We start from the raw sequence: 26,148 nt of genomic DNA on the forward strand, positions 1-26,148 counted from the left end.
CCGGGCGCGGTCGGGGTGCCGGGCATGCTCGGGGTGCCGGGCCCGGCCGGCACCTTCTTCGCCGCCTTCCTGGTCCCCGCCGTACCGCTCGCCGCCTTGCCCGCCGCCGCCTTGCCCGCCGCCGCCTTGCCGGGCGCCGTCTTGCCGGGCGCCTTCTTCGCGGCCTTCTTCGCCGGGCCGTCCGCCGCCTTCCTGGCCGCCTTCCCCGGCGCGGCCCGCTTCGCGGCGGGCGCCGGCGGCGTCCCGGCCGCCCGCTCGGCCGCCCGCTCGGCCGCCCGCTCGGCCGCCCGCTCGGCCGCCCGCTCGGCGTCCGGCCGGGCGGCGGCCGCGGCTCTGGGCGCGGGCGCGCCGCCCCCGGCCGCCAGGGCCTGCTGCGCCGGCACCGGCGCGGAGGGCTCGGCCGCCAAGGCGGCCCGGGTCGGTTCGGCCTGTGACGCCCGTCCGGTGACCCGGCCGGGCGCACCCGGCGGTGTGGTCGGCGTGGACGGTGTCCGCTTCTCGTCGTGCATGGCGAAGCTCCTGCCCGCGATCGGCGGCAGCTCCCATCGGAACGCCCGCCACGCCCCGAAACTTGGGCGGCGAGCCCGGAAAGGAGTACCGGGAGGACTGATGTACGGGACGACGGACCGGCTCCAGTTGCGGTCCCGGAGAGCCTTCCCCCGCCTTTCCGCCCGACAACCTGCCGTTGGCCGGGCCCCGCCCGCGCGTCCTGGCAGCGGGCCGGGCGCGCTCCGGCGCGCGCCCCGGTGGGGGCGCTTCGACCGCCGTCCCGGAGGTGTTCCGGACGGACGGTCGCACCGACTCGACAACGAGCGCGCACGGTTGGAGGACACGCGGACATCGGCCACCGGCGGCCGGTTCGGCGCGGTGGCGGACAGCAAGCGGGAATGAGGGATTTCCGGGCAGGGTCCCGCACCGGCGCGGCGCCCTGGCCGCCCCTGGTCACGGAGCCTTCGCCCCGCACGCATCCTCGCACCGGCGCCGACCGCGACGCAGCAGTTTGGGCCTGTCTGCGGCGTGTCTCGGCGGTCACGCGGCGCTCGTCGGGACGTCGCGGTGCGCCCCGGCGCAGCCGGGCGGCTGCCGTGCGCCCCTCGCGCCTCCATACGCGGGCGCGGTACACCGCTTGTGATCTCACCACTGAGCCGAACGGCCCTCGGACACCGAGTTGACGCTGCCTTGGCGCGCTGCCCGAGGCTACGCTTCCGAGCGTGAAGGCAATCCGCAGATTCACAGTCCGCACCGTCCTGCCCGAGCAACTCCAACCGCTGCACGAGCTCGCGCTCAACCTGCGGTGGTCCTGGCACCCGGAGACCAGGGACCTCTTCCGTTCCGTGGACCCGGAGGTCTGGGAGTCCACCGGTGAGGACCCGGTCCGCCTCCTCGGCGAGGTCTCGGCGGCCAGGCTGACGGCCCTCGCCGCCGACCGGCGCTTCCTGCGCCGCCTCCACGACACCGCAGACGAGCTCCAGGACTACCTCACCGGAACCCGCTGGTACCAGGACGCGCTGCCCGGCGACGACGGCGAACCGCTGCCGTCCGGCATCGCGTACTTCTCCCCCGAGTACGGCATCGCCGCCGCGCTCCCGCAGTACTCCGGCGGCCTCGGCATCCTGGCCGGCGACCACCTCAAGGCCGCCAGCGACCTGGGCGTGCCCGTCATCGGCGTCGGCCTCTTCTACCGCCACGGCTACTTCCGCCAGTCCCTCTCCCGGGACGGCTGGCAGCAGGAGCGCTACCCGCTGCTGGACCCCAACGAACTGGCCGTCAGCCTGCTCCGCGAGCCCGACGGCAGCCCCTGCCTGGTCGTCCTGCCGCTGTTCGGCGGCCGCCGGCTGCACGCCCACATCTGGAAGGCCCAGGTCGGGCGGGTGCCGCTGCTGCTCCTCGACTCCGACATCGAGGAGAACGCCGCAGCCGAGCGGGACGTCACCGACCGCCTCTACGGCGGCGGCAGCGAACACCGGCTCCTCCAGGAGATGCTGCTCGGCATCGGCGGCGTCCGCGCCGTACGGACCTTCTGCCGCCTCACCGGCCACCCCGCCCCCGAGGTCTTCCACACCAACGAGGGCCACGCCGGCTTCCTCGGGGTGGAGCGCATCCGCGAGCTGGCCGCCGGCCCCGGCGACGGCGAGCCCGGCCTCGACTTCCCCGCCGCGCTGGAGGCGGTGCGGGCCGGCACCGTCTTCACCACCCACACCCCGGTGCCGGCCGGTATCGACCGGTTCGACCGGGAGCTGGTCGCCCGCCACTTCAGCGGCGACGCGGCACTGCCCGGCGTCCCCGTCGAACAGGTGCTCGCGCTCGGCGCCGAGACCTGGGACGGCGGCGACCCCGCGCTGTTCAACATGGCCGCCATGGGCCTGCGGCTGGCCCAGCGCGCCAACGGCGTCTCCACCCTGCACGGCGAGGTCAGCCGGGGCATGTTCAACGGCCTGTGGCCCGGCTTCGACGCCGCCGAGGTGCCGATCACCTCGATCACCAACGGCGTCCACGCCCCCACCTGGATCGACCCCGCCGTGGTCCGGTTGGGCGCCCGGGAGATCGGCGCCGAGCACGCCGAGGACGCCATGATGATCGGCGAGGCGCGGCGCTGGCACGGCATCGAGTCCATCCCCGACACCGACGTCTGGGAGCTGCGCCGGTCACTCCGCGCCCAGCTGGTCGACGAGGCCCGGCGCCGGCTGCGCGCCTCCTGGCGGCAGCGCGGCGCGGGCGACGCCGAGCTCGGCTGGACCGACTCCGCGCTCGACCCGGACGTGCTCACCATCGGCTTCGCCCGGCGGGTGCCCTCCTACAAGCGGCTCACCCTGATGCTGCGCGACCCCGACCGGCTGCGCCGCCTGCTGCTGCACCCCGAGCGGCCGGTGCAGATCGTGATCGCCGGCAAGGCGCACCCGGCCGACGACGGCGGCAAGCGGCTCATCCAGGAGATGGTCCGCTTCTCCGACGACCCGGCGGTGCGCCACCGGATCGTCTTCCTGCCCGACTACGACATGGCGATGGCCCAGCACCTCTACCCCGGGTGCGACGTCTGGCTGAACAACCCGCTGCGCCCGCTGGAGGCGTGCGGCACCTCCGGGATGAAGGCGGCGCTCAACGGCTGCCTCAACCTCTCGGTGCTGGACGGCTGGTGGGACGAGTGGTTCGACGGCTCCAACGGCTGGGCGATCCCCACCGCCGAGAGCGCCGGGCTGGGCGTCGGTCCGGCCGGCAGCCAGGAGCTGGACACCGAGCGCCGCGACGACCTGGAGGCGGCGGCGCTGTACGACCTGATCGAGCACCAGGTCGCGGCCCGCTTCTACGACCGGGGGCCCGGCGGCCTGCCGCACCGCTGGATCGAGATGGTCCGCCACACCCTGGTCCACCTCGGTCCCAAGGTGCTCGCCGGGCGGATGGTCCGCGAGTACGTCGAGCGGCTCTATGCCCCGGCCGCCGCCGCGCACCGCAGGCTGGCCGGGCCGGTGCCCGACGGCTCGCCGTACTCCGGCGCCCGGGGGCTCGCGGAGTGGAAGGCCCGGGTGCGCGCCGCCTGGCCGGCCGTCCGGGTCGAGCATGTGGAGGCCGGCGGTCCGGCCGACGCGCCCGAGCTGGGCAGCACCCTGGCGCTGCGGGTGCAGGTCGCGCTCGGCACGCTGGAGCCGTCCGACGTGGACGTCCAGGTGGTGGCCGGCCGGGTGGACGACGGCGACCGGATCACCGGCGCGGCGACGGTGTCGCTCAAGCCGTCCGGCCGCCCGGACATCGACGGCCGCTGGCTGTACGAGGGCCCGCTCGAACTCAGCCGCACCGGCCCGTTCGGCTACACCGTCCGCATCCTGCCCGCCCATCCGCTGCTGGCCTCGCCCGCCGAGCTCGGCCTGATCGCCGTCCCGCCGGAGTCGGCCGGCATGGACGCCGGTCTGCTGCGCTGACGGTTCCGCACTCGACCGCGCCCCCGCCCAGCAGGGCGGGGGCGCGACCGGTGTGGCTCAGACCAGGCTGTCCCGCCACGCCTGGTGCAGGTCCGCGAACCGCCCGGCGCCGCCGATCAGCTCGGCCGGGGTGCCGTCCTCCACGATCCGGCCGTGCTCCATGACCAGCACCCGGTCCGCGATCTCCACCGTGGAGAGCCGGTGCGCGATGATCACCGCTGTCCGGCCGGCCAGCACCGTGCGCATCGCCTCCTGCACCGCCCGCTCGCCGGGCACGTCCAGCGAGGAGGTGGCCTCGTCCAGGATCAGCACGGCCGGGTCCGCGAGCAGGGCGCGGGCGAAGGCGACCAGCTGCCGCTGACCGGCCGAGATCCGGCCGCCGCGCTTGCGGACATCGGTGTCGAAGCCCTCCGGCAGGGCGGCGACGAAGTCGTACGCGCCGATGGCGTGCGCGGCCTGCTCCACCTCCTCCCGGGTCGCCCCGGGGCGCCCGACGGCGATGTTGTCGGCCACCGTCCCGGAGAAGAGGAAGGACTCCTGGGTGACCATCACCACCCCGCGCCGCAGCTCGGGGGTGGCCAGATCGCGCAGGTCCACGCCGTCCAGGGTGATCCGGCCGCCGGTGGGGTCGTAGAACCGGGCCAGCAGCTTGGCCACCGTGGACTTGCCCGCGCCGGTGGAGCCCACCACCGCGACCGTCTGCCCGGCGGGCAGCACCAGATCGAAGCGGGGCAGCACCTCCTTGCCGGTGCGGTAGCCGAAGGAGACGCCGTCGAAGACCACCTCGCGGCCCTTGGCCGCCGCCTCCGGACGGGCCGGCAGCGCGGCGGGGGCGCTGGGCTCGGCCACGGTGGGCTCATGGGCGAGCAGCCCGGCGATCTTCTCCAGCGCGGCGCCGGCCGCCTGGTAGCTGTTGAGGAACATCGCCAGCTGGTCGATCGGGTCGTACAGCCGCCGCAGATAGAGCACGAAGCCGGCCAGCACGCCCAGTTGCAGGCTGCCGTCGGACACCAGGTAGGCGCCCCAGAGCACCACACCGGTGACCCACACATTGGCGGCGGCGCGGGAGGTGGCCACAAAGCGGGCCATCTCCAGCAGCCCGTCCGCGTTGGACTCGGCGAAGCCCACGTTGAGCTTGTCGAACTCCGCCTCGTTGGCCTGCTCGCGGCGGAACGCCTGCACCGGCCGGATGCCGTTCATCGTCTCGGTGAACCGGACGATGACGCTGGCGGCGGCGGTGCGGGACCGCCGGTAGACCCGCTGCGAGCGGCGGCGGAAGGACCGCGCCAGCAGGTACATCGGCAGGAAGGAGGCCAGCGACGCCAGGCCGAGCCGCCAGTCCATCACCAGTAGCAGCACCGAGATGTAGCTCAGCGACAGCGCCACGGCCAGCAGTTCCTGCAAGCCCTCGTTGAGCAGTTCGCGCAGTGTGTCCACATCGCTGGTGGCCCGGGAGATGATCCGGCCCGAGGTGTAGCGCTCATGGAAGTCCAGGCTGAGCCGCTGGGCGTGCCGGAAGATCCGGCCGCGCAGGTCCAGCAGGATGTCCTGGTTGATCCGGCCGGTGATCCGGATGAAGGCCCGCTGGAGCAGGGTGCTGAGCAGTGCGCAGCCCAGATAGGCGGCGGTGACCGCGATCAGCGGCCCGGAGTCGTGGTCGCGCAGCGCGGGGATGGCCCGGTCGATGGCCAGCGCCACCAGCAGCGGCCCGGCCTGGAGGGCGGCCTGTTGGACCGCGATCTGCGCGCCGGCGGCGGCGATCCGGCGCCGGTGCGGGCCGGCCAGGGAGCGCAGCAGCGCGGCGGCGGCGCCCGGCGGTACGGGGATGTCCTCGCCGTCCGGCGCCTCCTCGGCGTCGTCGGGCCCGGTGGCCGGCTCGGGGCCGGCCACGGGGGCGGCCGGCGGGGCGTCCGGTGACACGGCCGGTGACACGGCCGGTGACACGGTTTGGGACACGGGCTGCGGCGCGTCCGGCTCCGCGTCGGTGGCGGAGGTCATCGGGTGATGCTCCCTTCGGGGACCAGGCCGGCCGGCTCGCCGGACATCAGCTCGCGGTAGGCGGGACAGGACTCCAGCAGCTCATGGTGGGTGCCGACGGCGGCGATCCGGCCGTCGGCCAGCAGCGCCACCCGGTCGGCCAGCAGCACGGTGCTCGGCCGGTGCGCCACCACCAGGGCGGTGGTGCCGGCCAGCACCTGGCGCAGCGCGGCCTCCACCAGGGCCTCGGTGTGCACGTCCAGTGCGGACAGCGGGTCGTCCAGCACCAGGAAGTCGGGGGCGCCGACCACGGCGCGGGCCAGCGCCAGCCGCTGCCGCTGGCCGCCGGACAGGCTCAGCCCCTGCTCACCGACCTGGGTGTCCACCCCGTCGGGCAGGCTGCGGACGAAACCGGCCTGCGCGGTGTCCAGGGCCCGCTCCAGCGCCTGCGGCCCGGCGTCCGGCGCGCCCATCAGCACGTTCTCCCGGACGGAGGCGGAGAACAGGGTGGGCTCCTCGAAGGCCACCGCGACCCGGGCGCGCAGCTCATGGCGGGGCAGGTCGCGGACGTCGGTGCCGTCCACGGTGACGCGGCCGGCGGTGGTGTCGTACAGCCGGGGGAGCAGCGCGGTGAGCGTGGTCTTGCCGCTGCCGGTGGCGCCGACCAGGGCCATCGTCTCGCCGGCCCGGATGTGCAGGTCGACGCCGCGCAGCAGGTCGGGGGTGTCGGCCGGGGCGTCGGGATAGCGGAAGCGGACACCGGTGAACCGGATGCCGTCCCGCTGCCCGCCGTCGCCGTCGCCGTCGCCGTCGCGGTCGCGGTCGCCATCGCCATCGCCGGAGAAGGCGCGGGCGGGCCGGTCGGGCGTGGTCCGGGCCGCGTCCTGCTGCTCGGCCTCCGGGGTGTCCAGCACCTCGAACAGCCGGTCCGCCGCGGTCGCCGCCTCGTTGCTGTACGCCAGCAGCCAGCCCAGCGACTCCACCGGCCAGCGCAGCGCCAGCGCGGTGGAGAGGAAGGCGACCAGGGTGCCGGCACTGAGGTGGCCGTGTGCGACCTGTACGCAGCCCACGCAGAGCGCCGTGCCCAGGGCGATCTCGGGCAGCCCCACGATCACCGCCCACAGGTCGGCCAGCAGCCGGGCCTTGTGCAGCTCGGTGGAGCGCAGCTCATGGGCCTGGGCGCGGAAGCGCCGGGCCATGGAGCGGTGCCGGCCGAACGCCTTGAGGATGCGGATGCCGAGCACCGACTCCTCGACCACGGTGGCCAGATCCCCGATCTGGTCCTGCGCCCGGCGGGCGGCGGTGCTGTACCGGGACTCGAAGGAGGAGCAGAGCACCACCAGCGGCCCGACCGGCAGCACCAGGATCAGCCCCAGCCGCCAGTCCAGCGAGAACATGATCCCGACGCCGGCCAGGAAGGCCGCGGTGTTCACCACCAGGAAGACCAGCACGAAGGCCAGGAAGAGCCGCAGTGTGTAGAGGTCCGAGGTGGCGCGGGAGAGCAGTTGCCCGGAGGCCCAGCGGTCGTGGAAGGAGATCGGCAGCCGCTGCAACCGCCCGTACAGGTCGCGGCGGAGCGTGCGCTCGACCCGCGCCAGCGGCCGGGCGACCAGCCAGCGCCGCAGGCCGAACAGCCCCGCCTCGGCCACGCCCAGCAGCAGGAGCAGCCCGGCGAGCGGCCAGAGCGCGGCGGTGTCGTGGTGGGCGACCGGCCCGTCCACGATCCGCCCGAGCACCAGCGGCACCACCAGTGCGGCGCCGGAGGCGACCAGCGCCGCACTGGTGGAGGCCACCAGGAACCAGCGCACCGGGCGGACGTACGGCCACAGGCGCAGCAGCGAGCGCACGGCGGAGCGCCGTGGCACGGAGGGCGGGGTGTCGGTGTGTGCGGACATCGTTCGCGAGCGTACGACTCCGCACTGACAACCACATCTCATTTTCCGGCGGCCCGGAGCACCGTCCGCGCCCCGGCCCGCCAACTCGCTTTCCCAGCAGATAACTGACGTATCGTCAGCAGCCTGCGGTCGCTTGCGCCGCAGGTCCGAGCGTGCGCAGCAGCAGTAGCGAGCGGCCCCGCAGGGTGATCCGGGCACCGGCCGCCGGGGCGCCCCGGGGTGCCGCCGCCTGCTCCTCCAGCGAGGTGTCCACCACCGTGCGGTAGCCGGCGGCCCACGGCCGGCCGGGCAGGTTGAAGACCACGTCCTCGTGCCAGGCGTTGAGCAGCAGCAGGAAGCTGTCGTCGAGCACCGGGTGCCCGGCCGGGTCGCGTTCGCCGATGTCGCGGCCGGACAGGAACATCCCCAGCGCGGCGGTCGGCGCGAACCAGTCGGCCTCCGTCATCTCCCGTCCCTGCGCGGTGAACCAGGCCAGATCGCGCAGCCCGCCCGGATGCGCCGGAAGCCCGGAGAAGAACGCGCGCCGGCGCAGTACGGGGTGCGTGCGCCGCAGTCGTACCAGGCGCGCCGTCAGGTCGCACAGCGCGCGCCAGCCCGGCTCCTCCAGCAGCGACCAGTCCAGCCAGCCGGTCTCGTTGTCCTGGCAGTAGGCGTTGTTGTTGCCGCCCTGGGTGCGGCCCATCTCGTCACCGGCCACCAGCATCGGCACCCCGGTGGAGAGCAGCAGGGTGGCCAGCATGTTGCGCAGCTGGCGGCGGCGCAGCGCGGTCACCGCCCGGTCGGCGGTCTCGCCCTCGTGGCCGCAGTTCCAGGAGCGGTTGTCGTCGGTGCCGTCCCGGTTGTCCTCGCCGTTGGCCTCGTTGTGCTTGCGGTCGTAGCTGACCAGGTCGCGCAGGGTGAAGCCGTCGTGCGCGGTGACGAAGTTGACCGAGGCGTGCGGCCGCCGCCCGCCGCGCTGGTAGAGGTCGGAGGAGCCGGCCAGCCGGTAGCCCAGCTCGCGGACGTCCGGGCGGGCGCCGCGCCAGAAGTCCCGGACGGTGTCGCGGTAGCGGTCGTTCCACTCCGCCCACAGCGGGGGGAAGCCGCCGACCTGGTAGCCGCCGGGGCCGACGTCCCATGGCTCGGCGATCAGCTTGACCCGGCTGAGCAGCGGGTCCTGCGCGACGGCGGCCAGGAACGGGCTCTGCATGTCGACCGCGTCGCTGCCCCGGGCCAGCGCCGCCGCCAGGTCGAAGCGGAAGCCGTCCACCCCCATCTCGGCCACCCAGTAGCGCAGCGAGTCGGTGATCAGCCGGACCACCTGCGGCTGCCGGGTGTCCAGCGTGTTGCCGCAGCCGGTGTAGTCGGCGTAGCCGCGCGGGTGCAGCGGCGGCAGCCGGTAGTAGGCGGCGTTGTCGATCCCCCGGAAGGAGAGCGTCGGGCCGCCCGGCCCGCCCTCGGCGGTGTGGTTGTACACGACGTCCAGGATCACCTCGATCCCGGCCCGGTGCAGCGCCCGCACCATCCGCTTGAACTCCCCGACCTGCTGGCCCCGGCTCCCGGCGGCGGAGTAGCCGGCGTGCGGGGCGAAGTAGGCGAGGGTGTTGTACCCCCAGTAATTGCGCAGTCCGCGCCGCTGGAGGTGGTCCTCGCTGGCGTACTGGTGCACCGGCAGCAGCTCCACCGCCGTCACCCCGAGCCGCACCAGGTGCTCGATCGCGGCCGGGTGCGCCAGCCCGGCGTAGGTGCCGCGCAGCTCCGCCGGGACGTCCGGGTGCCGCATGGTGAAGCCCCGGACGTGCAGCTCGTACAGCACCGTCTCGGCCCAGGGCACCTTGGGCCGCCGGTCGTCCGACCAGTCGTCGTCGTCCTGGACCACCACCGCCTTGGGGACGTACGGCGCCGAGTCGCGGTTGTCGCGGACGGTGTCGGCCACGTCGGCCTCCGGCCAGTCGCGGACCGAGCCGCACTGGGCGTCATGGGTGCGCGGCTCGCCGTCCACCGCCCGTGCGTACGGGTCCAGCAGCAGCTTGGCCGGGTTCCAGCGGGCGCCGGTCCACGGGTCCCAGCGGCCGTGCACCCGGAAGCCGTAGCGCTGGCCGGGCAGCACGCCCGGCAGGAAGCCGTGCCAGGTCTGCGAGGTCTGCTCGGTCAGCAGGTGGCGGGTCTCGGTGCCGCCGTGGTCGCCGTCGTCGAAGAGGCAGACCTCCACGGCCTCGGCGCCGGCCGCCCAGAGGGCGAAGTTGGTGCCCGGGGTGCCGTCCGCCGCGCGGCGGAACCGGGCGCCCAGCGGCTGCCGGCTGCCCGGCCAGGCGGCGGCGGACCCGGGCGCGGCCGGCGGCCCGGGGGGTGCGAGCCGCAGCTCCGCCCCGGGGTGTGGCTCGGCGCGGGCCCGGTCCTCGTCCGGTCCGCCGCCGATCTGCTGCCATGCGGCCATGGCACACCCTCCCGCCGCGGGGCGTCCCGTGCCCCGTCCCTGTTGGTCTCCCCAGATCAGGGGCGGCTGTCACGCACTGAATCCGGCAGCGACGCTCCGTGCTCACCCCACCGCTATCGGTGACACCGCCGTGTCCCCGGTGTGCCACCGCTCGTTGTGCCCGGCGCCGGGGGCAGCGCACCCGGGGCCGCCCGCAGCTGCGGGATCGGCCGTCCGAGGGACAGTCCAGGGAGGGCCGGGATGCATCCCGGAAGCATCACCCGGCGCCGCCGGGCCGCCCGCGGGGCACTGCTCGCCGTGGTGGCGCTGTTCGTCCTGGGTGCGTCGGCGGGCTGCCGTCCCGTCGGCGGCGCGGCGAAGCCGGGGGGCGCGCTGCCGCCGCCGCGCGTGTCGCAGGCGGTCCTCACGGTCAGCCCCGGCGACGGCGCCACCGAGGTGCCGGCCGAGGGCGCGGTGCGGGTCGCGGTGGCCGACGGGCGGCTGGTTTCGGTACGGCTGGCGGACGCCGCCGGGCACCCGGTGCCCGGCCGGGTCGGCGCCGGGGGCGTCTGGCAGCCGGACGCCCGGCTGGCGCTGGCCACCCGGTACACCCTGGACGCCGTCGCCCGGGACGCGGACGGGCTGGAGGCCGTCCGGCACGCCGCCTTCAGCACCCTGGTGCCGCTGCACACCTTTGTGGCGTTCTTCACTCCGGAGGACGGCTCCACGGTCGGCGTGGGCATGCCCGTCTCGCTGCGCTTCAGCCGCCCGATCACCGACCGCGCGGCGGTGGAGCGGGCGGTCCGGGTCACCGCCGACCCGCCGGTGCCGATCCGGCTGCGCTGGTTCGGCGCCCAGCGGCTGGACTTCCGGCCGCACCACTTCTGGGCACCGCACACCCGGGTGCGGCTGGCGCTGCGGCTGCGGGACGTGGAGGGCACCCCCGGGGTGTACGGGGTGCAGCGCAAGGACGTGCGGTTCACCATCGGCCGCTCCCAGATCAGCACGGTGGACGTGGCCGCCCGGCTGATGACCGTCCGGCGCGGCGGCCGGGTGCTGCGTACGGTGCCGATCTCGGCGGGCAGCCGGGAGCACCCCACGTACGACGGCTATCTGGTGATCTCCGAGAAGTTCCCGCTGACCCGGATGAACTCCCGCACCGTGGGCCTGGGCAGCGAGTACGACATCCCGGACGTGCCGCATGCGATGCGGCTGACCGGCTCCGGCACCTTTGTGCACGGCAACTACTGGGCGGCGGCGTCGGTCTTCGGCGCCGAGAACACCAGCCACGGCTGCGTCGGGCTGGCCGATGTCAAGGGCGGCGGGGCCACCTCTCCGGCGGGCTGGTTCTTCGGCCGGTCGCTGATCGGGGACGTGGTGTTGGTCACGCACTCCGGTGACCGCACGGTCGCCCCCGACAACGGCCTGAACGGCTGGAACCTGCCCTGGGACCGGTGGCGGCCGCAGTCCGGCTGACCTCCCCGGCCCGCCTCCCTCCCGGAACCCCCTCAGAACCTCCCGTTATCCTTCAGGTCCCGCTGCACGAGAGATTCCCGGGACCGATGCAACCGGGTCGCAGGTCTGCGCGTGTATTGAGGTGGAAACCGGGAGGGGAGCACACACGTGAAGCCGGAACAGGCGGCAGTCGCCGCGATACGCACGAGCACCGCACACGGCCGGAGCCGGATCGCCATGAGGGGCGTCCTGGCACTGCTGCTGGGTGCGCTGCTGGCGCTGGTGACGGCATGCAGCTCCGGAAGCTCGCCGTCGTCGGGTTCGTCCGGCGGCCAGGGCGGCGGCGACAAGGGCGTCAACCAGGCCGACAAGGCCGCCGCCGAGAAGACGTCCGCCGCTGTGGTGACCATCAAGCCCGCCGACGGCGCCAACAACGTCGCCACCCGCGACGGGCTCAAGGTGACCGTCAGCAAGGGCAAGCTGACCTCGGTCAAGGTCACCTCCGAGGACGGCAAGGAGGTCGCGGGCGAGCTGGCCGCCGACGGCACCAGCTGGACGCCGGACGACGTGCTGACCACCGGCACCAAGTACAACGTCGAGGCCCGCGCCAAGGACGCCGACAACCTGGAGGCGGTGGAGAACTCCAGCTTCACCACGCTGACGCCCGCCAACACCTTCATCGGCTACTTCAACACCGACCAGGGCCAGACCTACGGCGTCGGCATGATCGTCTCGCTGCGCTTCAACAAGGCGATCACCAACAAGCAGGACGTCCTGGACCACATCTCGGTCACCGCCAACCCGTCGGTCAAGGTCGTCGGCCACTGGGCCGACAGCCAGCGGCTGGACTTCCGCCCCGCCGAGTACTGGGCGGCCGGCACCAAGGTCACTCTGCACCTGCGGCTCAACGGCGTCGAGGGCGCGTCCGGCGTCTACGGCGTGCAGTCCAAGGACGTGAAGTTCTCCATCGGCCGCTCGCAGGTCAGCCTGGTGGACGCCGAGAAGCACACCATGGTCGTCAAGCGGGGCGGCGCGGTGCTCCGCACCATCCCGATCTCGGCCGGCGCGCCGGAGCACACCACGTACAACGGCAAGATGGTGATCTCCGAGAAGTACATCCAGACCCGGATGAACGGCGACTCGGTGGGCTTCAAGGGCGAGTACGACATCAAGGACGTGCCGCACGCCATGCGGCTGACCACCTCCGGCACCTTCGTGCACGGCAACTACTGGGGCGCGTCGAGCATCTTCGGCTCCCAGAACACCAGCCACGGCTGTGTGGGCCTGCGTGACGTGCAGGGGGCCGGCGACCCCGACACGCCGGGCGCCTGGTTCTTCAACAGCTCGCTGATCGGTGACGTGGTGCAGGTGGTCAACTCGCACGACCGCACCGTCGACCCGTTCAACGGCATCAACGGCTGGAACATGGACTGGTCCGACTGGAAGGCCGCCAGCTGACCCCAGCGGCCACCGCGCCCCGAGGCCCGGCCCCGAGCACCCCGTGTGCCCGGCGCCGGGCCTTCGCGCGTGCTGACCCTGATGACTGTCCGGGTGCCCAACTCCCGGGTGCCCGGCTGCGGCGGACCCGGCTAGGGTCGGCCCGAGCGGCCGTCCGGCCGCCGGAAACCCTCACCGCCTCGGGAGAACGCAATGACGCGCTCTGTCCACCTCGACGTCACGGACGGCGTCGGCACCATCCGGCTGGACCGGCCGCCGATGAACGCCCTGGACGCCGCGATGCAGGACCAGCTCCGGGAGACCGCCCTGGAGGCGGCCCGCAGGGCGGACGTGCGCGCGGTCGTGCTCTGGGGCGGCGAGCGGGTCTTCGCGGCCGGCGCGGACATCAAGGAGATGCAGGCCATGTCGTACGCCGACATGGCGGAGCGCGGCGCCCCGCTCCAGGAGGCGTTCACGGCCGTCGCCCGCATCCCCAAGCCGGTGGTGGCCGCGGTGACCGGCTATGCGCTGGGCGGCGGCTGTGAGCTGGCGCTCTGCGCCGACTACCGGATCGCGGCGGAGGACGCCCGGCTCGGCCAGCCGGAGATCCTGCTCGGCCTGATCCCCGGCGCGGGCGGCACCCAGCGCCTCGCCCGGCTGGTCGGCCCCTCCCGGGCCAAGGACCTGATCTTCACCGGACGGCAGGTGAAGGCCGAGGAGGCGCTGCGGATCGGCCTGGTGGACCGGGTGGTGCCCGCCGCCGAGGTGTACGCCGCCGCGCTGGCCTGGGCCGGGCGGCTCGCCGGCGGCCCGGCGCTGGCGCTGCGCGCCGCCAAGGAGGCGGTGGACCGGGGCCTGGAGACCGACCTGGACTCCGGCCTGGCGATCGAGCGGGGCCTGTTCGCCGGGCTGTTCGCCACCGAGGACCGGGAGACCGGGATGCGCAGCTTTGTGGAGGAGGGGCCCGGGAAGGCGAAGTTCCGCTGACCCTGCCTCGGGTGATCTGCCTCGGGTGATCTGCCCCGGGTGACTCTGCCCGGATTGGCGCCGGGTGTGCGCCGCTCTGCCCCCGGCGCCGCCTGGCATATGCCAATCAGATAGTGATCCTTTCCCGGTTGTGCCCGCGCGGCGCCTGCGCAGCCGGGATGATGGGCTCATGGCAGGCCGGGGCGAAACAGAGCAGTCGTACCATCCTGTCGGCTTCGACGTGACGGGGCTGGTCCAGGACGAGTTCGAGGCGGCGTTCTTCGACCGGCTGGCCGCCCCGGTGGTGGACGAGGTACGGCTCCCGGCCCGGCCGGAGTCGGCGGCCGAGGCGCGGCGGCTCACCCGGTCCGTGCTCGGGCTCTGGGGGCTGGCGGCGCAGATGGAGGTGGCCGAGCTGCTGGTCGGCGAGCTGGTCACCAATGCCGTGCAGCACACCGGCGGCCGTACCGTCGGGGTGCGGCTGGCCCGGCGCCCCGGCTGGCTCCGGGTGGAGGTGCGCGACCCCTCGCGGGCGCTGCCCTGCCTGATCAGGGCCGAGCCGGACGCGGACACCGGGCGCGGGCTGGTGCTGGTGGACGCGCTGTCCGAGCGCTGGGGCGCCGATCTGCTGTCCCGGGGCAAGGGCGTCTGGTTCGAGCTGCGGGTGCGCGAGCCCTGAACCGTGGCGGCGCAGCGGTAGCGGCCGGAAAGCAGTGCGGGGCCCCCGGATGCCGGGATGCGGCGGCGGGGGCCCCTGCGATGCCACCGCGCGGCCAAGGGGGTGCGTGCCGCGCGGTCGGAGACGGCCGTGCCGGGTCGGTCGGAGGCCGTGGTCAACGGTCTCCCACTCTGGCATATCGGTGGACAATCGGGCAACTTTCAACCTTTCATTCAAAGGTGTGCATAGTGATCCACCTTGCGATGGTGACCTGTGCCACGCTCCGCCCTTGGATCGCCCGAGTTTTCAGCGGCTGTTCCGGGGTACCCGCCCCGCCGTGAACGAGGACCGCTCCACGCAGCCCCGGGCGGTCGTGGACCGCCTTGTCGAGGCCCACGGCCGCACCTACGCCGCCGACGCCGGAATCCGGCTGCGGGACACCCCCGGCCGGCTCTACCAGCTGCTGGTCCTCTCCGAGCTGGCCAGCACCCGCATCCGCGCCGAGATCGCGGTGGACGCGGCCCGGGTGCTGTTCGCCGCTGGGCTGCGCGATCCGCACCGGATGCTGGACGCCGACTGGCAGCAGCGGGTGGACGCGCTGGGCGAGGGCGGCTACCGCCGCTACGACGAGAGCACCGCCACCCGCCTGGGGGACGGCGCGCGGCTGCTGCTCGACCGCTGGCAGGGCGACCTGCGCCACCTGCACCGCGAGGCGGGCGACGACGTCGCGGCACTGGCCGGGGCGCTCCAGGAGTTCCCGGGGATCGGCCCGGCCGGCGCGGACATCTTCCTGCGCGAGGTGCAGGGCGTCTGGAGTGCCGTCGCCCCGTACTTCGGCGCCAAGGCGCTCCAGGGCGCCGAACGGCTGGGGCTGCCCACCGACCCCCGCGAACTGGCCCGGCTCACCGCCGGACACGACCCGGCGGCCTTTGCCGCAGCGCTGGTCCGGGTGGCTCTGCACAAGGACGCGGCGGCGCAGGTGCTGGGCAACTAAACCGGTTCGGTTCAAACCGTTGTGATCTTCGTGCCGGGCGTTTACGCTGAGGCTCGCGCCGAGTTTCTCCGACCATTCACGCTGTCGGCTGCAATTCCTGCCCCCATGCTCAGAGGCGACAATGTCGCCGGTCGACGCGGCGTCGAAACCCCATTCAGCACGGTGGGGTTGTGCCTGTATTCCCCCCGGTCGCCGAATATTGCCGCGACCCCTACGTGGAATCACTGAGATTCCTCCTCCAATGGGAGTCGTCCATGAGGAAAAGGATAGCCAGTGCCTTCGGGGCGCTATTCGCCCTCCTTGTCCCGATGTTTGCCTTCGTCACGCCCGCGCACGCCGCCACCACCGGCTTCCACGTGAGCAACGGGCGCATCCTGGAGGGCAACGGCAATGACTACATCATGCGTGGCGTCAGCCACGCCCACGCCTGGTACCCGGACAAGCTGAACTCGCTCGCCGACATCAAGGCGCTGGGAGCCAACACCGTACGGGTGGTGCTGAGCACCGGCGGCCTGTGGACCAAGAACGACGCCACCGACGTCAGCAACGTCATCGCGAAGTGCAAGGCGAGCCGTCTGATCTGCGTTCTCGAGGCGCACGACACCACCGGCTACGGCGAGCAGAATGCCATCACCCTTTCCCAGGCCGCCGACTACTGGGTGGGCCTCAAGAGCATCCTGGCCGGCCAGGAGAGCTACATCATCGTCAACATCGGCAATGAGCCGTACGGCAACAACAACACCTCCGGCTGGACCGCCGACACCAAGGGCGCCATCCAGAAGGTGCGCAACGCCGGTATCCACAACATGCTGATGGTCGACGCCCCCAACTGGGGCCAGGACTGGTCGAACACCATGCGGGACAACGCGGCGTCCGTCTTCGCCGCCGACACCGACGCCAACACCGTGTTCTCCATCCACATGTACGGCGTCTACAACACTGCTTCCAAGGTCAGCGACTACCTCAACTACTTCGTCACGGCCAAGCTGCCCATCGTGGTCGGCGAGTTCGGCAACATGCACAGCGACGGCGACCCGGACGAGGACTCGATCATGTCCTACGCCCAGTCGCTGAAGCTCGGCTACCTGGGCTGGTCCTGGAGCGGCAACGGCGGCGGCGTCGAATACCTCGACATGGTGACCAACTTCAACGCCTCCCAGCTCACCACCTGGGGTCAGCGGATCTTCAATGGCGCCAACGGCATCAAGTCCACCGCCAAGGAGGCCACGGTCTTCGGCGGCGGCGGCACCAACCCGCCGACCGGTGACACCACCGCTCCGACCGCTCCGACCAATGTGACGTCGCCGTCCAAGACCGCGAACAGCGTTTCGCTGTCCTGGACCGCCTCCACCGACAACGTGGGCGTCACCGGGTACCAGATCTTCCGCAACGGCACCCAGGTCGGCACCTCCACCACCACCAGCTACACCGACAGCGGTCTGACCGCCTCGACGGCGTACAGCTACACGGTGAAGGCCCGCGACGCGGCCGGTAACGTCTCGGCCGCCTCGGCCGCGCTCTCCGTCACCACCTCCGCCTCCAGCGGCGGCGGCACCGGCGGCGGCACCGGTGGCAACAACGGTGGCGGCACCAACGCGGGCTGCACCGCGACCTACACCCCCAACTCGTGGCAGGACGGCTTCACCGCCGACGTCACGGTCAAGGCCGGTACCTCTGCGATCAGCTCCTGGAAGGTCGTCCTGACCTTCCCGGGCAACCAGAAGGTCACCAGCTCCTGGAACGCCAACGTGACCCAGAGCGGCACGGCGGTGACGGCGACCAACATGTCCTACAACGGCGCGGTCGCCGCCAACGGAAGCACCTCCTTCGGCTTCCAGGGCACCTACAGCGGCACCAACGGGGCCCCCACGGTCACCTGCACCGCCAGCTGACCCGCACCACCCCGCACCACCCCGCATGACCCCGGTGCCCCGGGGATCGGCCCAGGCCGATCCCCGGGGCACCACCGCATTCCCCGGCACCGGCCCGGACCGGCCGGGGTCAGGCGCCCTGCTCCACCACGATCGCGGTCGCCACGAGGCCGTCGGCGGCGACCCACCGTCCGGCGAAGCCGGTCAGCGGCCGGCCGAGCAGCGTCGGCCCGGAGACCAGCAGGCCCGCCGTGAACGTCCCGTCCGGGGCGATCCTCACCCGGGCCTCCTCGAAGTCCAGCCACTTCCGGGCCACCGGGTACCACGCCTTGTACACGGACTCCTTGGCGCTGAACAGCACCCGGTCCCAGGCGACCCCCGCCGCCGTCGGCAGCGCGGCCAGCGCTTCCAGATCCTCCGGGCGGGCTATCGCGCCGAGGACGCCCTCCGGCAGCGGTTCATTGGGCTCGGCGTCGATCCCGACCGTGGCCACCTCGGCACTGCGCCCCACCACCGCCGCACGGTAGCCCGCGCAGTGCGTCATGCTCCCGACCACCCCGTCCGGCCAGCTCGGCGCTCCCCGCTCACCGGGGACCAGCGGCGCCGGCCCGACGCCGAGCGCGCCCAGCGCGTCCCGCGCGCAGGCCCGGACGGTGGTGAACTCCACCCGCCGCTTCTCGACCACCTTGGCGATCGCGGCCTGCTCCTGCGGGAACAGCGCGACCTCGCGGTCGGTGAAGGACTGGGCCCAGCGCACCGAGGGCGGCAGTATCGCGCCGATCACGCGTCCACCCCCGCCGGACGCGGCAGGATCTGCCGGGCGAGGTCGGACCGCAGCCCGAAGCGGCCCCACTCCCGTGGATAGCCGAGCGACACCTCCACGAACGGGACCCCGTCGTAGACGGTGCGCCGGGGGATGTGCAGATGGCCGTAGACCACGGCCTCGACGCCGAAGCGGGTGTGCCAGTCGGCCGTACGCACCGTCCCGCACCACTGGACGAACTCCTGGTGCGTCATGATCTCGGTCGGCTGCCGCACCAGCGGCCAGTGGTTGACCAGCACCAGCGGCAGTTCGCCCGCGACCTGAGCCAACCGCCGCTCGGTCTCCTCGACCCGGGCGGCGCACCAGGCGGCACGGGACGGATAGGGGTCGGGGTGCAGGAAGTACTCGTCGGTGCAGACGATCCCGGCCTCGTGCGCCTTGGCCAGCGACTCCGCCGGGGTGGTCGTCCCCGGGGCGAGGAAGCTGTAGTCGTACAGCAGGAACAGCGGCGCGATCCGGACCGGCCCGCCCGCCCCCGTCCACACCGGGTACGGGTCCTCCGGCGTGAGCACCCCGAGCCGGCGGCAGAGCGCCACCAACTGCTCATAGCGTGCGACGCCGCGCGCCTGGCTGGTCTCGCGGTCGACCGTCCACAGCTCGTGGTTGCCCGGCACCCAGATCACCTGCGCGAACCGGTCCCGCAGCAGGGTCAACGTCCACTCGATGTCGGCCATCAGCTCGCCGATGTCCCCGGCCACGATCAGCCAGTCGTCCGGCGACCCCGGTTGCAGCCGCTCGACGATCTCCCGGTTCTCCGCATACGTGACATGCAAGTCACTGACCGCCCGCAACACCCCGTCTGTCGCCACCCGGTCAGCCTAGTAGACCGACTCCGAGCCCGACAGCCGTATCCGGTCGGCCCGCTGAGCCCGCCCCCTCGGCACACGGCCCCTCAGCACTCGATGACATTGACCGCCAGGCAACCAACACCGGTGACCTGCTCCGTGACGACGTTTGCGGGTAGAAATCTCGGCAGGGCGCACGGAATCCGGATCATCCTGCGGGATCACGGGCATACCCGTGAAACTTCTTGCCCGTGATTTGAGAGATGCCAATCGAGGATATTTCCCGGTTTTTCTCTACCTGCGATCTACATCTTTCCGACGTGGACATGTTTCGCTAAAGCTGGACCATGGGGACGCCGCCCTTGCGGCCGATGGAAAATGCGATACGGTATACATCTGGCAAATCGATCCTCCTGTCCTTTCGGCGGCGCATCACACCAAGCAGGATAAGCTCTTCAATCAGTTGCCGGTAGTCGTCCGCGTAACGTGGTCCGGTGCGGATCTCGCCGCTGTTTCTTGTGGCTGTGGCCACACGTTCGGCCTCGCGTTGCAGTCGCTGAGTGAGGTCGGCCTGTCCCCACAAGCTGATCACGAGTTCCGAATCAATAGGGACTTGCTGGCCCTGAAGCGGTGCGATGGCAGTGTGTACCCATGGCATATCCTCGCGAACTTCCGCTACCCTGGTCTGAGAGGCGGACTGGACGCCGCGTCGAATTCCTTCGTGATGCAGTGGAAAATCATGCCCTGCGTAGCTGTCGCGTGTCTCCTCGACGGCCTTGACCAGCGCGTTCAGAAAGCTCCGCGGGCTGACTTGCTCGACTCCGTCCATCAAATGGTTGGGCAGCCAGGTGTAGGTGATCCCCTTACGGAAGTTCGCTCCCATGTAAGGACCAGCGATCAGACTGAACGCATCAGCCTGGACTTTCTCGTCGCCGCGTAGGGCGGACGGCAGCTGGTGCCGACCTTCTGTGTGCTCGATCCAGCCGCTGGTCATGGCACGGAAGCACACGGCTTCCTCGCTATCGTGGTTGCCGAGGTAGTGGAAGAAGAGGCCGTAGAGATTGGCTCTGGACCATTGGAGGCTCGCGGAATTTGAGGTCAACTTCGATGCATCGGGGAAATTGAGAAGAGCCCCGTCGAACATGTCCGGACGAATGAATACCTTGAACCGGATATTTTTTGTTCCAAGCCGCATCTCCAATGCCAACTGGAGGATTCCGGCGACTAGGCGATCGGCTTGTGCGCGGTCCCAGTGCAGGTGTTCCAGCGCGTCGAAAAGGATCAGCTGTGTGGTTCCCTGGCTCTGGGCCTGCTGGTCGGCCTGCGCGATGGTTTGGTCGCGTTCGCTCGGGTGGGCGCGCACCCAGTCGACCCGTTCGCGCCAACTTTGCAGGCCCATCAGTTTCGGCTGGCCAAGAGCTACGAGGAGCACAGTGTTCCAGAGGTCGTACGGGCGTACTGCCTCCTCCACGAGACTGCGCAGTTCCCCGGGCCCTGGGTAAAGAGTGGGCTGAATCTGGGCGCCGTAGCCTGTGGCTACCGTAATGTGGTGGAGTTTGTCGATTCGGTACTCCTCGGCGGCGACGGCGCGCAGCTTGTCGTCGAGTAGCGACCGGTACCAGAACGTCTTTCCCACTCCACGGCCGCCGCGCACCACTGTGGTATCCACGTGCAGCGCAGTTCTGTGACTGTCGGGAGTGAATAGGGTTGAGAGTGACGGCGTAACCGTGTCCGCATCTTGTGCGGGTGGCAACGCCGAACTCAGCAGATCGCGGTATTCGTCGACTCCGAGCACGGTCGTCATCAAGGCCCTCCGGGAAAGATCAGATGGGTGGCAGTGGTTAGGAAGGAATCGTACGCGGCCTTCACAAAAGAACGGTCGGACCAGCCAGGAGTGCTGATTGCATCGATTCCTACCAGGTCCAGTGTGAAGAGGATCGGGATGGGCGAGTGTGGAGCGGAGTCCTCCTCTGGGCTTGGATTGTAAGCCGAAGGGAAGCTATGGAGGTCGCCCCCGGACGGGACATCGTCGTAAAGGACGGAGAAGCACGACCAGGCGTTTTCACGAAAGGAATCCAGGTAAGCGTCCATCGGTCGTTCGGCGGAGTCGGGCACCATGGAAGCGACCATACGCAGCCTGTCCCTCACTACCCGTGCCTGCCCAGCGTCACGCCAGGCAGTGAATAGGTCCCGGTATCCGTTCCAGGTGTGGGCGTTATCCGCCCCGAAGAGCAGGGCGAGGTCGCAGAGTCGAGAGATGGCGACTGCAGCGATGTCGTGGATACCTGCCCGGCTGTCAAGCAGGATGACATCAGGTGTGCCGCTCGCTCGTGTGACTGCCTCCTCGCATGCCGCGATGGCTTCCTCCAGGCGGTCCGCGAAGCCGGCTCCGTTCTTGGTGGGAAGGTCAGCGTAGATCCTGTTCAATTTCTCCACATACGAGTAGACGGCTCCTGGCGCTCCCTTGCCCCGGGCCGGGGCAACCCAGATCTCGCCGGCTTTGGCGTCGTAGTTGGAAGCCTGGGCGACAAGATCCAGGCCTTCGGCATTGCCGACCGCTGACTCCACGAGCTGGTCGATAAGGCCGTACCAGGGCGTTGCCTCCTCGGAGAGCAGCAAAGGACCGGAGCCAGGTGACTCCAGGTCTAGATCGACCACGAGCACGCGATTCCCGAGATCAGCCAGATGCTTCGCCAGCATGGCGGTGGCAGTGGAACGACCTACACCACCTTTGAACCCGTAGAGCGTGACCCGCGGAGCACGAACCCCGCTTTCCTCGGGAATCTGGCGCACTCGAGACCAGTCCTCGCCGACAACTGTGCTCTCAAGCCATCTGATGCACCCCTGCCCAGGACCGGCAGGCTGGTCGAGCTCATCCACGATGCGGGGAGAGTCGAAGAGAGCGGCCGGCTGGAAGAGACTGGATCCCAGCACCACCGGCCGACTGGAGGCGTACCGGCCAAGAGCGGTGGTGAGTGAATCCCGCCATTCACTGAGAGCCGCGTCGTCAGGCCGCTGCTCCCTGTCATCCAGAAGCAGGGAGACCTGGCCGAGGAGATCTCGAACCACTAGGACATCTACACCGGTCGCGGCTACGCCACGGGCTACTTCCAAGGCGAGCGGCCGGGCCTTGTCGAAGCGGACCGGGTCCGGAAAGAGGCTCACGTGAGGGCTCCGTCGACGAGGGCTTGGTCGTGAAGGTGGAGGAGAAGCTCGGCTGCGGCGCGATGGTGGTACACGTCGGCCTCGACGATGTCGGCCCCATCGCGGTATCGGTGGTCCACCGACCAGTTTTCGAATGGTGTCGAGCTCTGGAGTGCTGAAGCCAGTCTGCCGCCAGACCGGCCGGTGAGTAGTAGCGCCACGTCGGACCACAGCTCCGGTAGATGGCTGAAGTACTGCGTCTTGCCGTCGCTGTTCTGGACCCAGGGCTTCTTCGGTGGAAGCCGACCCGGTTTCGTCGGATCTACGGTTGCTCCCACGTACCGCAGCAGCAGGCTCTTCAGCACACACTCCACGGTGAACCCGAGGTGGTAGTCCGCATTGGGAACGCGACTGTCGGCGAGTAGGTACACGGCGTCGTCATAGTGACGCCGCGCGGCACACGCGTAGTGCTCTTGCATGGCGGTTTCGGGCACACGACGATCATAGAGATCCCAGCGGGCAGGGATGTCTTCCGTTCCTGGACTGTGCTGAGGATCAGACAGTCCTGCTCGTGCTGGGGGAGGAGCGAGGGTGACCCGTCCAACCCTTCGACCTGCTGCGATCTATGGCAGTACGCTGGCTGAGAGCAGTTGCGTGAGCGGCCTCTGGAGCCTGGACGGCGCAGGACCTGTCACGGAAGGCGCAAAGCCTTCACCGGTTGACGGAGCCACACGTGCTCGGTCCCATGGCGGAAGATGGCTGCTCACTGCCTACCGGTGTCAGCACCGGGCAGAGCATTTCCGGGTAGCGCTTTACAGGGGGAAGGAACCCCGCAGTTGGGGCACGCCGTCAGCACTCGATGACATTGACCGCCAGGCCGCCGCGGGAGGTCTCCTTGTACTTGACCTTCATGTCGGCGCCGGTCTCCTTCATGGTCTTGATGGCCTTGTCCAGCGAGACATGGTGGCGGCCGTCGCCGCGCAGGGCGAGGCGGGCGGCGGTGATGGCCTTGACGGAGGCCATGCCGTTGCGCTCGATGCACGGGATCTGGACCAGGCCGCCGACCGGGTCGCAGGTGAGGCCCAGATTGTGCTCGATGCCGATCTCGGCCGCGTTCTCCACCTGCTCCGGGGTGCCGCCCAGCACCTCGGCCAGGCCGCCCGCCGCCATCGAGCAGGCGGAGCCGACCTCGCCCTGGCAGCCGACCTCGGCGCCGGAGATGGAGGCGTTCTCCTTGAAGAGCATGCCGATGGCGCCGGCCGCCAGCATGAAGCGGACCACCCCGTCCTCGTCCGCACCGGGGACGAAGGTGGTGTAGTAGTGCAGCACGGCCGGCACGATCCCGGCGGCGCCGTTGGTGGGGGCGGTGACCACCCGGCCGCCCGCCGCGTTCTCCTCGTTGACCGCCATCGCGTAGAGGGTGACCCACTCCATGGCGTTGGCCGGGCCGATGCCCTCGGCGCGCAGCGCTCGGGCGGCGGTGGCGGCCCGGCGGCGGACCTTGAGGCCGCCCGGCAGGATGCCCTCCCGGGACATGCCCGCCGTGACGCATTCGCGCATCACCCGCCAGATCTCCAGCAGCCCGGCGCGGATCTCGGCCTCGCTGCGCCAGGCCCGCTCGTTCTCCAGCATCAGCGCGGAGATGGAGAGCCCGGTGTCGCGGGTGAGCTGGAGCAGCTCGCCGCCGGTGCGGAACGGGTGGCGCAGCACGGAGTCGTCCGGCTTGATCCTCCCCCCGCCTTCGGCCGGGGGTGCCCCCATGGCGCCGATGGCGTCCTCGTCGACGACGAAGCCGCCGCCCACCGAGTAGTAGGTCTTCTCCAGCAGCGGGACGCCCGCGTCGTCGTACGCGCAGACCGTCATGCCGTTGGCGTGGTATGGCAGCGAGCGGCGGCGGTGCAGGATCAGCTGGCTGTCGGGGTCGAAGGCGATCTCCTGGGCGCCGAGCAGCCGCAGCCGCCCGGTGGCCCGGATGCGGGCCACGTCGAGGTCGGCCTGCTCGATGTCGACGGTGCGCGGGGAGTTGCCCTCCAGGCCGAGCAGTACGGCCTTGGGGGTGCCATGGCCGTGGCCGGTGGCACCGAGCGAGCCGAAGAGTTCGGCGCGCACCGAGGCGACCTGGGCGAGCAGCCCTTCGGACTTCAGCCGCCTGGCGAACATCCGGGCGGCGCGCATCGGGCCGACGGTGTGGGAGCTGGACGGGCCGATGCCGACGGAGAAGAGGTCGAAGACGCTGATGGCCACGGGTGCGGACTCCGGGGGTCACCCCCACGGTGGTGGGGCGGGGCGGACCCCGTCCAGCTCGTGCGCCAGGGTGCTGGGACGGAACTGCGACGGGTAGGGCTGCGGGGGAGGGGGGCGGAACGGCGGGTACGGGGGCGGGTCGGCGGGTTCACCGCCCGGCCCGCCCCCAGTGTGCCGCTCAGCGCCCCCGGTGGGAGGGGCGCCCCTTGCGGGTGGGGCTCACAGCTCCGGGTAGAGCGGGTGCTTCACGGCCAGCGCGCTGACGCGGGCCTTCAGCGACTCGGCCGTGGCCGCGTCGAAGCCCGGCTTGAGGGCCTCGGCGATCACGTCGGCCACCTCACGGAAGTCCTCGGCCTGGAAGCCTCGGGTGGCCAGCGCCGGGGTGCCGATCCGCAGGCCGGAGGTGACCATCGGCGGGCGGGGGTCGAAGGGCACCGCGTTGCGGTTCACGGTGATGCCGACCTCGTGCAGCCGGTCCTCGGCCTGCTGCCCGTCCAGCTCGCTGTTCCGCAGGTCGACCAGGACCAGGTGGACGTCGGTGCCGCCGGACAGCACGGAGACGCCCGCCTCGGTGGCGTCCGGCCGGGTGAGGCGCTCGGCGAGGATCTTCGCGCCCTCCAGGGTGCGCTGCTGGCGCTCCTTGAACTCCGGCGAGGCCGCGACCTTGAAGGAGACCGCCTTGGCGGCGATCACATGCTCCAGCGGGCCGCCCTGCTGACCGGGGAAGACCGCAGAGTTGATCTTCTTGGCCAGCTCGGCCTTGGAGAGGATCACACCGCCGCGCGGGCCGCCCAGCGTCTTGTGGGTGGTGGTGGTGACGACGTCCGCGTACGGGACGGGGGAGGGGTGCAGCCCGGCGGCCACCAGGCCGGCGAAGTGCGCCATGTCCACCATCAGGTACGCGCCGACCTCGTCCGCGATCCGGCGGAAGGCGGCGAAGTCCAGCCGGCGCGGGTAGGCGGACCAGCCGGCCACGATCAGCTTGGGGCGGTGCTCCTTGGCCAGGCGCTCCACCTCGTCCATGTCGACCAGGTTGGTCGCCTCGTCGACGTGGTACGCCACCACGTTGTACAGCTTGCCGGAGAAGTTGATCCGCATGCCGTGGGTCAGGTGCCCGCCGTGCGCCAGGTCCAGGCCGAGGATGGTGTCGCCCGGCTGGAGCAGGGCGAACATCGCGGCGGCGTTGGCCTGGGCGCCGGAGTGCGGCTGGACGTTGGCCGCCTCCGCGCCGAACAGCTCCTTGATGCGGTCGATCGCGATCTGCTCGACCACGTCGACGTGCTCGCAGCCGCCGTAGTAGCGGCGACCGGGGTAGCCCTCGGCGTACTTGTTGGTGAGGACCGAGCCCTGCGCCTCCATGACCGCCACCGGGGCGAAGTTCTCGGAGGCGATCATCTCAAGGGTGGTCTGCTGGCGGTGCAGCTCGGCGTCGACCGCGGCGGCGACCTCGGGGTCGAGGGCGTGCAGGGACTGGTTGAGAACCGTCATCAGGGGTCTTCCGGTAAAGGGCGGACGGGGAGACCGGGGCGGCCGCGCGAGGGGTTCTCCGGTCGCGACCGCAGCGGGTGACGAGCCTTGGCGGGCGTGCGG

General features: G+C 71.5%; 17 protein-coding genes. 7 read left to right on the forward strand and 10 right to left on the reverse strand.

Annotated features, from left to right (window positions below; all coding sequences use genetic code 11):
* Nucleotides 1-1,211 precede the first annotated feature (1,211 nt).
* Complete coding sequence (gene glgP / locus ACIQGZ_RS07095; protein ID WP_402599799.1) at nt 1,212-3,914, forward strand: alpha-glucan family phosphorylase; 2,703 nt, start codon at nt 1,212-1,214, stop codon at nt 3,912-3,914.
* Nucleotides 3,915-3,971: 57 nt separating this feature from the next.
* Here glgP and ACIQGZ_RS07100 read toward each other — a convergent pair whose 3' ends face one another.
* The 3 genes from ACIQGZ_RS07100 to glgX form a co-directional block, all read right to left on the reverse strand.
* Entirely contained in the window at nt 3,972-5,912 is a 1,941-nt protein-coding gene (locus ACIQGZ_RS07100; RefSeq protein ID WP_402599800.1) for an ABC transporter ATP-binding protein, read from the reverse strand.
* Nucleotides 5,909-7,786, reverse strand: a complete 1,878-nt coding sequence (locus tag ACIQGZ_RS07105; protein ID WP_402599801.1) for an ABC transporter ATP-binding protein — start codon at nt 7,784-7,786, stop codon at nt 5,909-5,911. The genes ACIQGZ_RS07100 and ACIQGZ_RS07105 overlap by 4 nt, the downstream gene beginning before the upstream one ends.
* Nucleotides 7,787-7,901: 115 nt before the next feature.
* On the reverse strand, nt 7,902-10,202 hold the full coding sequence (gene glgX, locus ACIQGZ_RS07110) for a glycogen debranching protein GlgX (protein ID WP_402599802.1): 2,301 nt from the start codon (nt 10,200-10,202) through the stop codon (nt 7,902-7,904).
* A 240-nt stretch (nt 10,203-10,442) separates the two neighbouring features.
* Here glgX and ACIQGZ_RS07115 point away from each other — a divergent pair, with 240 nt between their 5' ends.
* The 6 genes from ACIQGZ_RS07115 (at nt 10,443) to ACIQGZ_RS07140 (ending at nt 17,583) form a co-directional block, all read left to right on the forward strand.
* Nucleotides 10,443-11,657 carry an Ig-like domain-containing protein gene (locus tag ACIQGZ_RS07115; protein WP_402599803.1) on the forward strand — a complete coding sequence of 405 codons (1,215 nt, stop codon included), beginning with the start codon at nt 10,443-10,445 and terminating at the stop codon, nt 11,655-11,657.
* Nucleotides 11,658-11,873: 216 nt separating this feature from the next.
* A complete protein-coding gene (locus ACIQGZ_RS07120) occupies nt 11,874-13,094 on the forward strand; it encodes an Ig-like domain-containing protein (protein WP_402599804.1) in 1,221 nt (406 codons plus the stop codon).
* A gap of 192 nt (nt 13,095-13,286) precedes the next feature.
* Nucleotides 13,287-14,060, forward strand: a complete 774-nt coding sequence (locus ACIQGZ_RS07125) for an enoyl-CoA hydratase/isomerase family protein (protein ID WP_402599805.1) — start codon at nt 13,287-13,289, stop codon at nt 14,058-14,060.
* Between the two features lie 169 nt (nt 14,061-14,229).
* Nucleotides 14,230-14,718 (forward strand): ATP-binding protein, encoded by a 489-nt coding sequence (locus ACIQGZ_RS07130; RefSeq protein WP_402599806.1) that lies wholly within the window; start codon nt 14,230-14,232, stop codon nt 14,716-14,718.
* A 316-nt stretch (nt 14,719-15,034) separates the two neighbouring features.
* Nucleotides 15,035-15,691, forward strand: a complete 657-nt coding sequence (locus tag ACIQGZ_RS07135; protein ID WP_402599807.1) for an endonuclease — start codon at nt 15,035-15,037, stop codon at nt 15,689-15,691.
* A gap of 308 nt (nt 15,692-15,999) precedes the next feature.
* Nucleotides 16,000-17,583 (forward strand): cellulase family glycosylhydrolase, encoded by a 1,584-nt coding sequence (locus ACIQGZ_RS07140; protein WP_402599808.1) that lies wholly within the window; start codon nt 16,000-16,002, stop codon nt 17,581-17,583.
* Between the two features lie 109 nt (nt 17,584-17,692).
* Here ACIQGZ_RS07140 and ACIQGZ_RS07145 read toward each other — a convergent pair whose 3' ends face one another.
* The 7 genes from ACIQGZ_RS07145 to glyA form a co-directional block, all read right to left on the reverse strand.
* Nucleotides 17,693-18,346 (reverse strand): 4'-phosphopantetheinyl transferase, encoded by a 654-nt coding sequence (locus ACIQGZ_RS07145; protein WP_402599809.1) that lies wholly within the window; start codon nt 18,344-18,346, stop codon nt 17,693-17,695.
* Entirely contained in the window at nt 18,343-19,194 is an 852-nt protein-coding gene (locus tag ACIQGZ_RS07150) for a metallophosphoesterase family protein (RefSeq protein ID WP_402599810.1), read from the reverse strand. Before ACIQGZ_RS07150 ends, ACIQGZ_RS07145 begins: the two co-directional genes overlap by 4 nt.
* A 310-nt stretch (nt 19,195-19,504) precedes the next feature.
* Complete coding sequence (locus ACIQGZ_RS07155; protein ID WP_402599811.1) at nt 19,505-20,974, reverse strand: hypothetical protein; 1,470 nt, start codon at nt 20,972-20,974, stop codon at nt 19,505-19,507.
* Nucleotides 20,974-22,335: a KGGVGR-motif variant AAA ATPase gene (locus ACIQGZ_RS07160; RefSeq protein WP_402599812.1), complete on the reverse strand. Its 1,362-nt coding sequence runs from the start codon at nt 22,333-22,335 to the stop codon at nt 20,974-20,976. Before ACIQGZ_RS07160 ends, ACIQGZ_RS07155 begins: the two co-directional genes overlap by 1 nt.
* The gene (locus tag ACIQGZ_RS07165) at nt 22,332-22,808 is read right to left on the reverse strand and encodes a hypothetical protein (RefSeq protein ID WP_402599813.1); all 477 of its coding nucleotides are present in this window, start codon (nt 22,806-22,808) and stop codon (nt 22,332-22,334) included. The genes ACIQGZ_RS07160 and ACIQGZ_RS07165 overlap by 4 nt, the downstream gene beginning before the upstream one ends.
* Before the next feature lie 355 nt (nt 22,809-23,163).
* Nucleotides 23,164-24,558: an L-serine ammonia-lyase gene (locus ACIQGZ_RS07170; protein WP_402599814.1), complete on the reverse strand. Its 1,395-nt coding sequence runs from the start codon at nt 24,556-24,558 to the stop codon at nt 23,164-23,166.
* 219 nt (nt 24,559-24,777) lie between these two features.
* The gene (gene glyA, locus ACIQGZ_RS07175) at nt 24,778-26,046 is read right to left on the reverse strand and encodes a serine hydroxymethyltransferase (RefSeq protein ID WP_402599815.1); all 1,269 of its coding nucleotides are present in this window, start codon (nt 26,044-26,046) and stop codon (nt 24,778-24,780) included.
* Nucleotides 26,047-26,148 lie beyond the last annotated feature (102 nt).

The sequence above is a fragment of the Streptomyces sp. NPDC092296 genome, assembly GCF_044755465.1.
Taxonomy (GTDB): Bacteria; Actinomycetota; Actinomycetes; order Streptomycetales; family Streptomycetaceae; genus Peterkaempfera.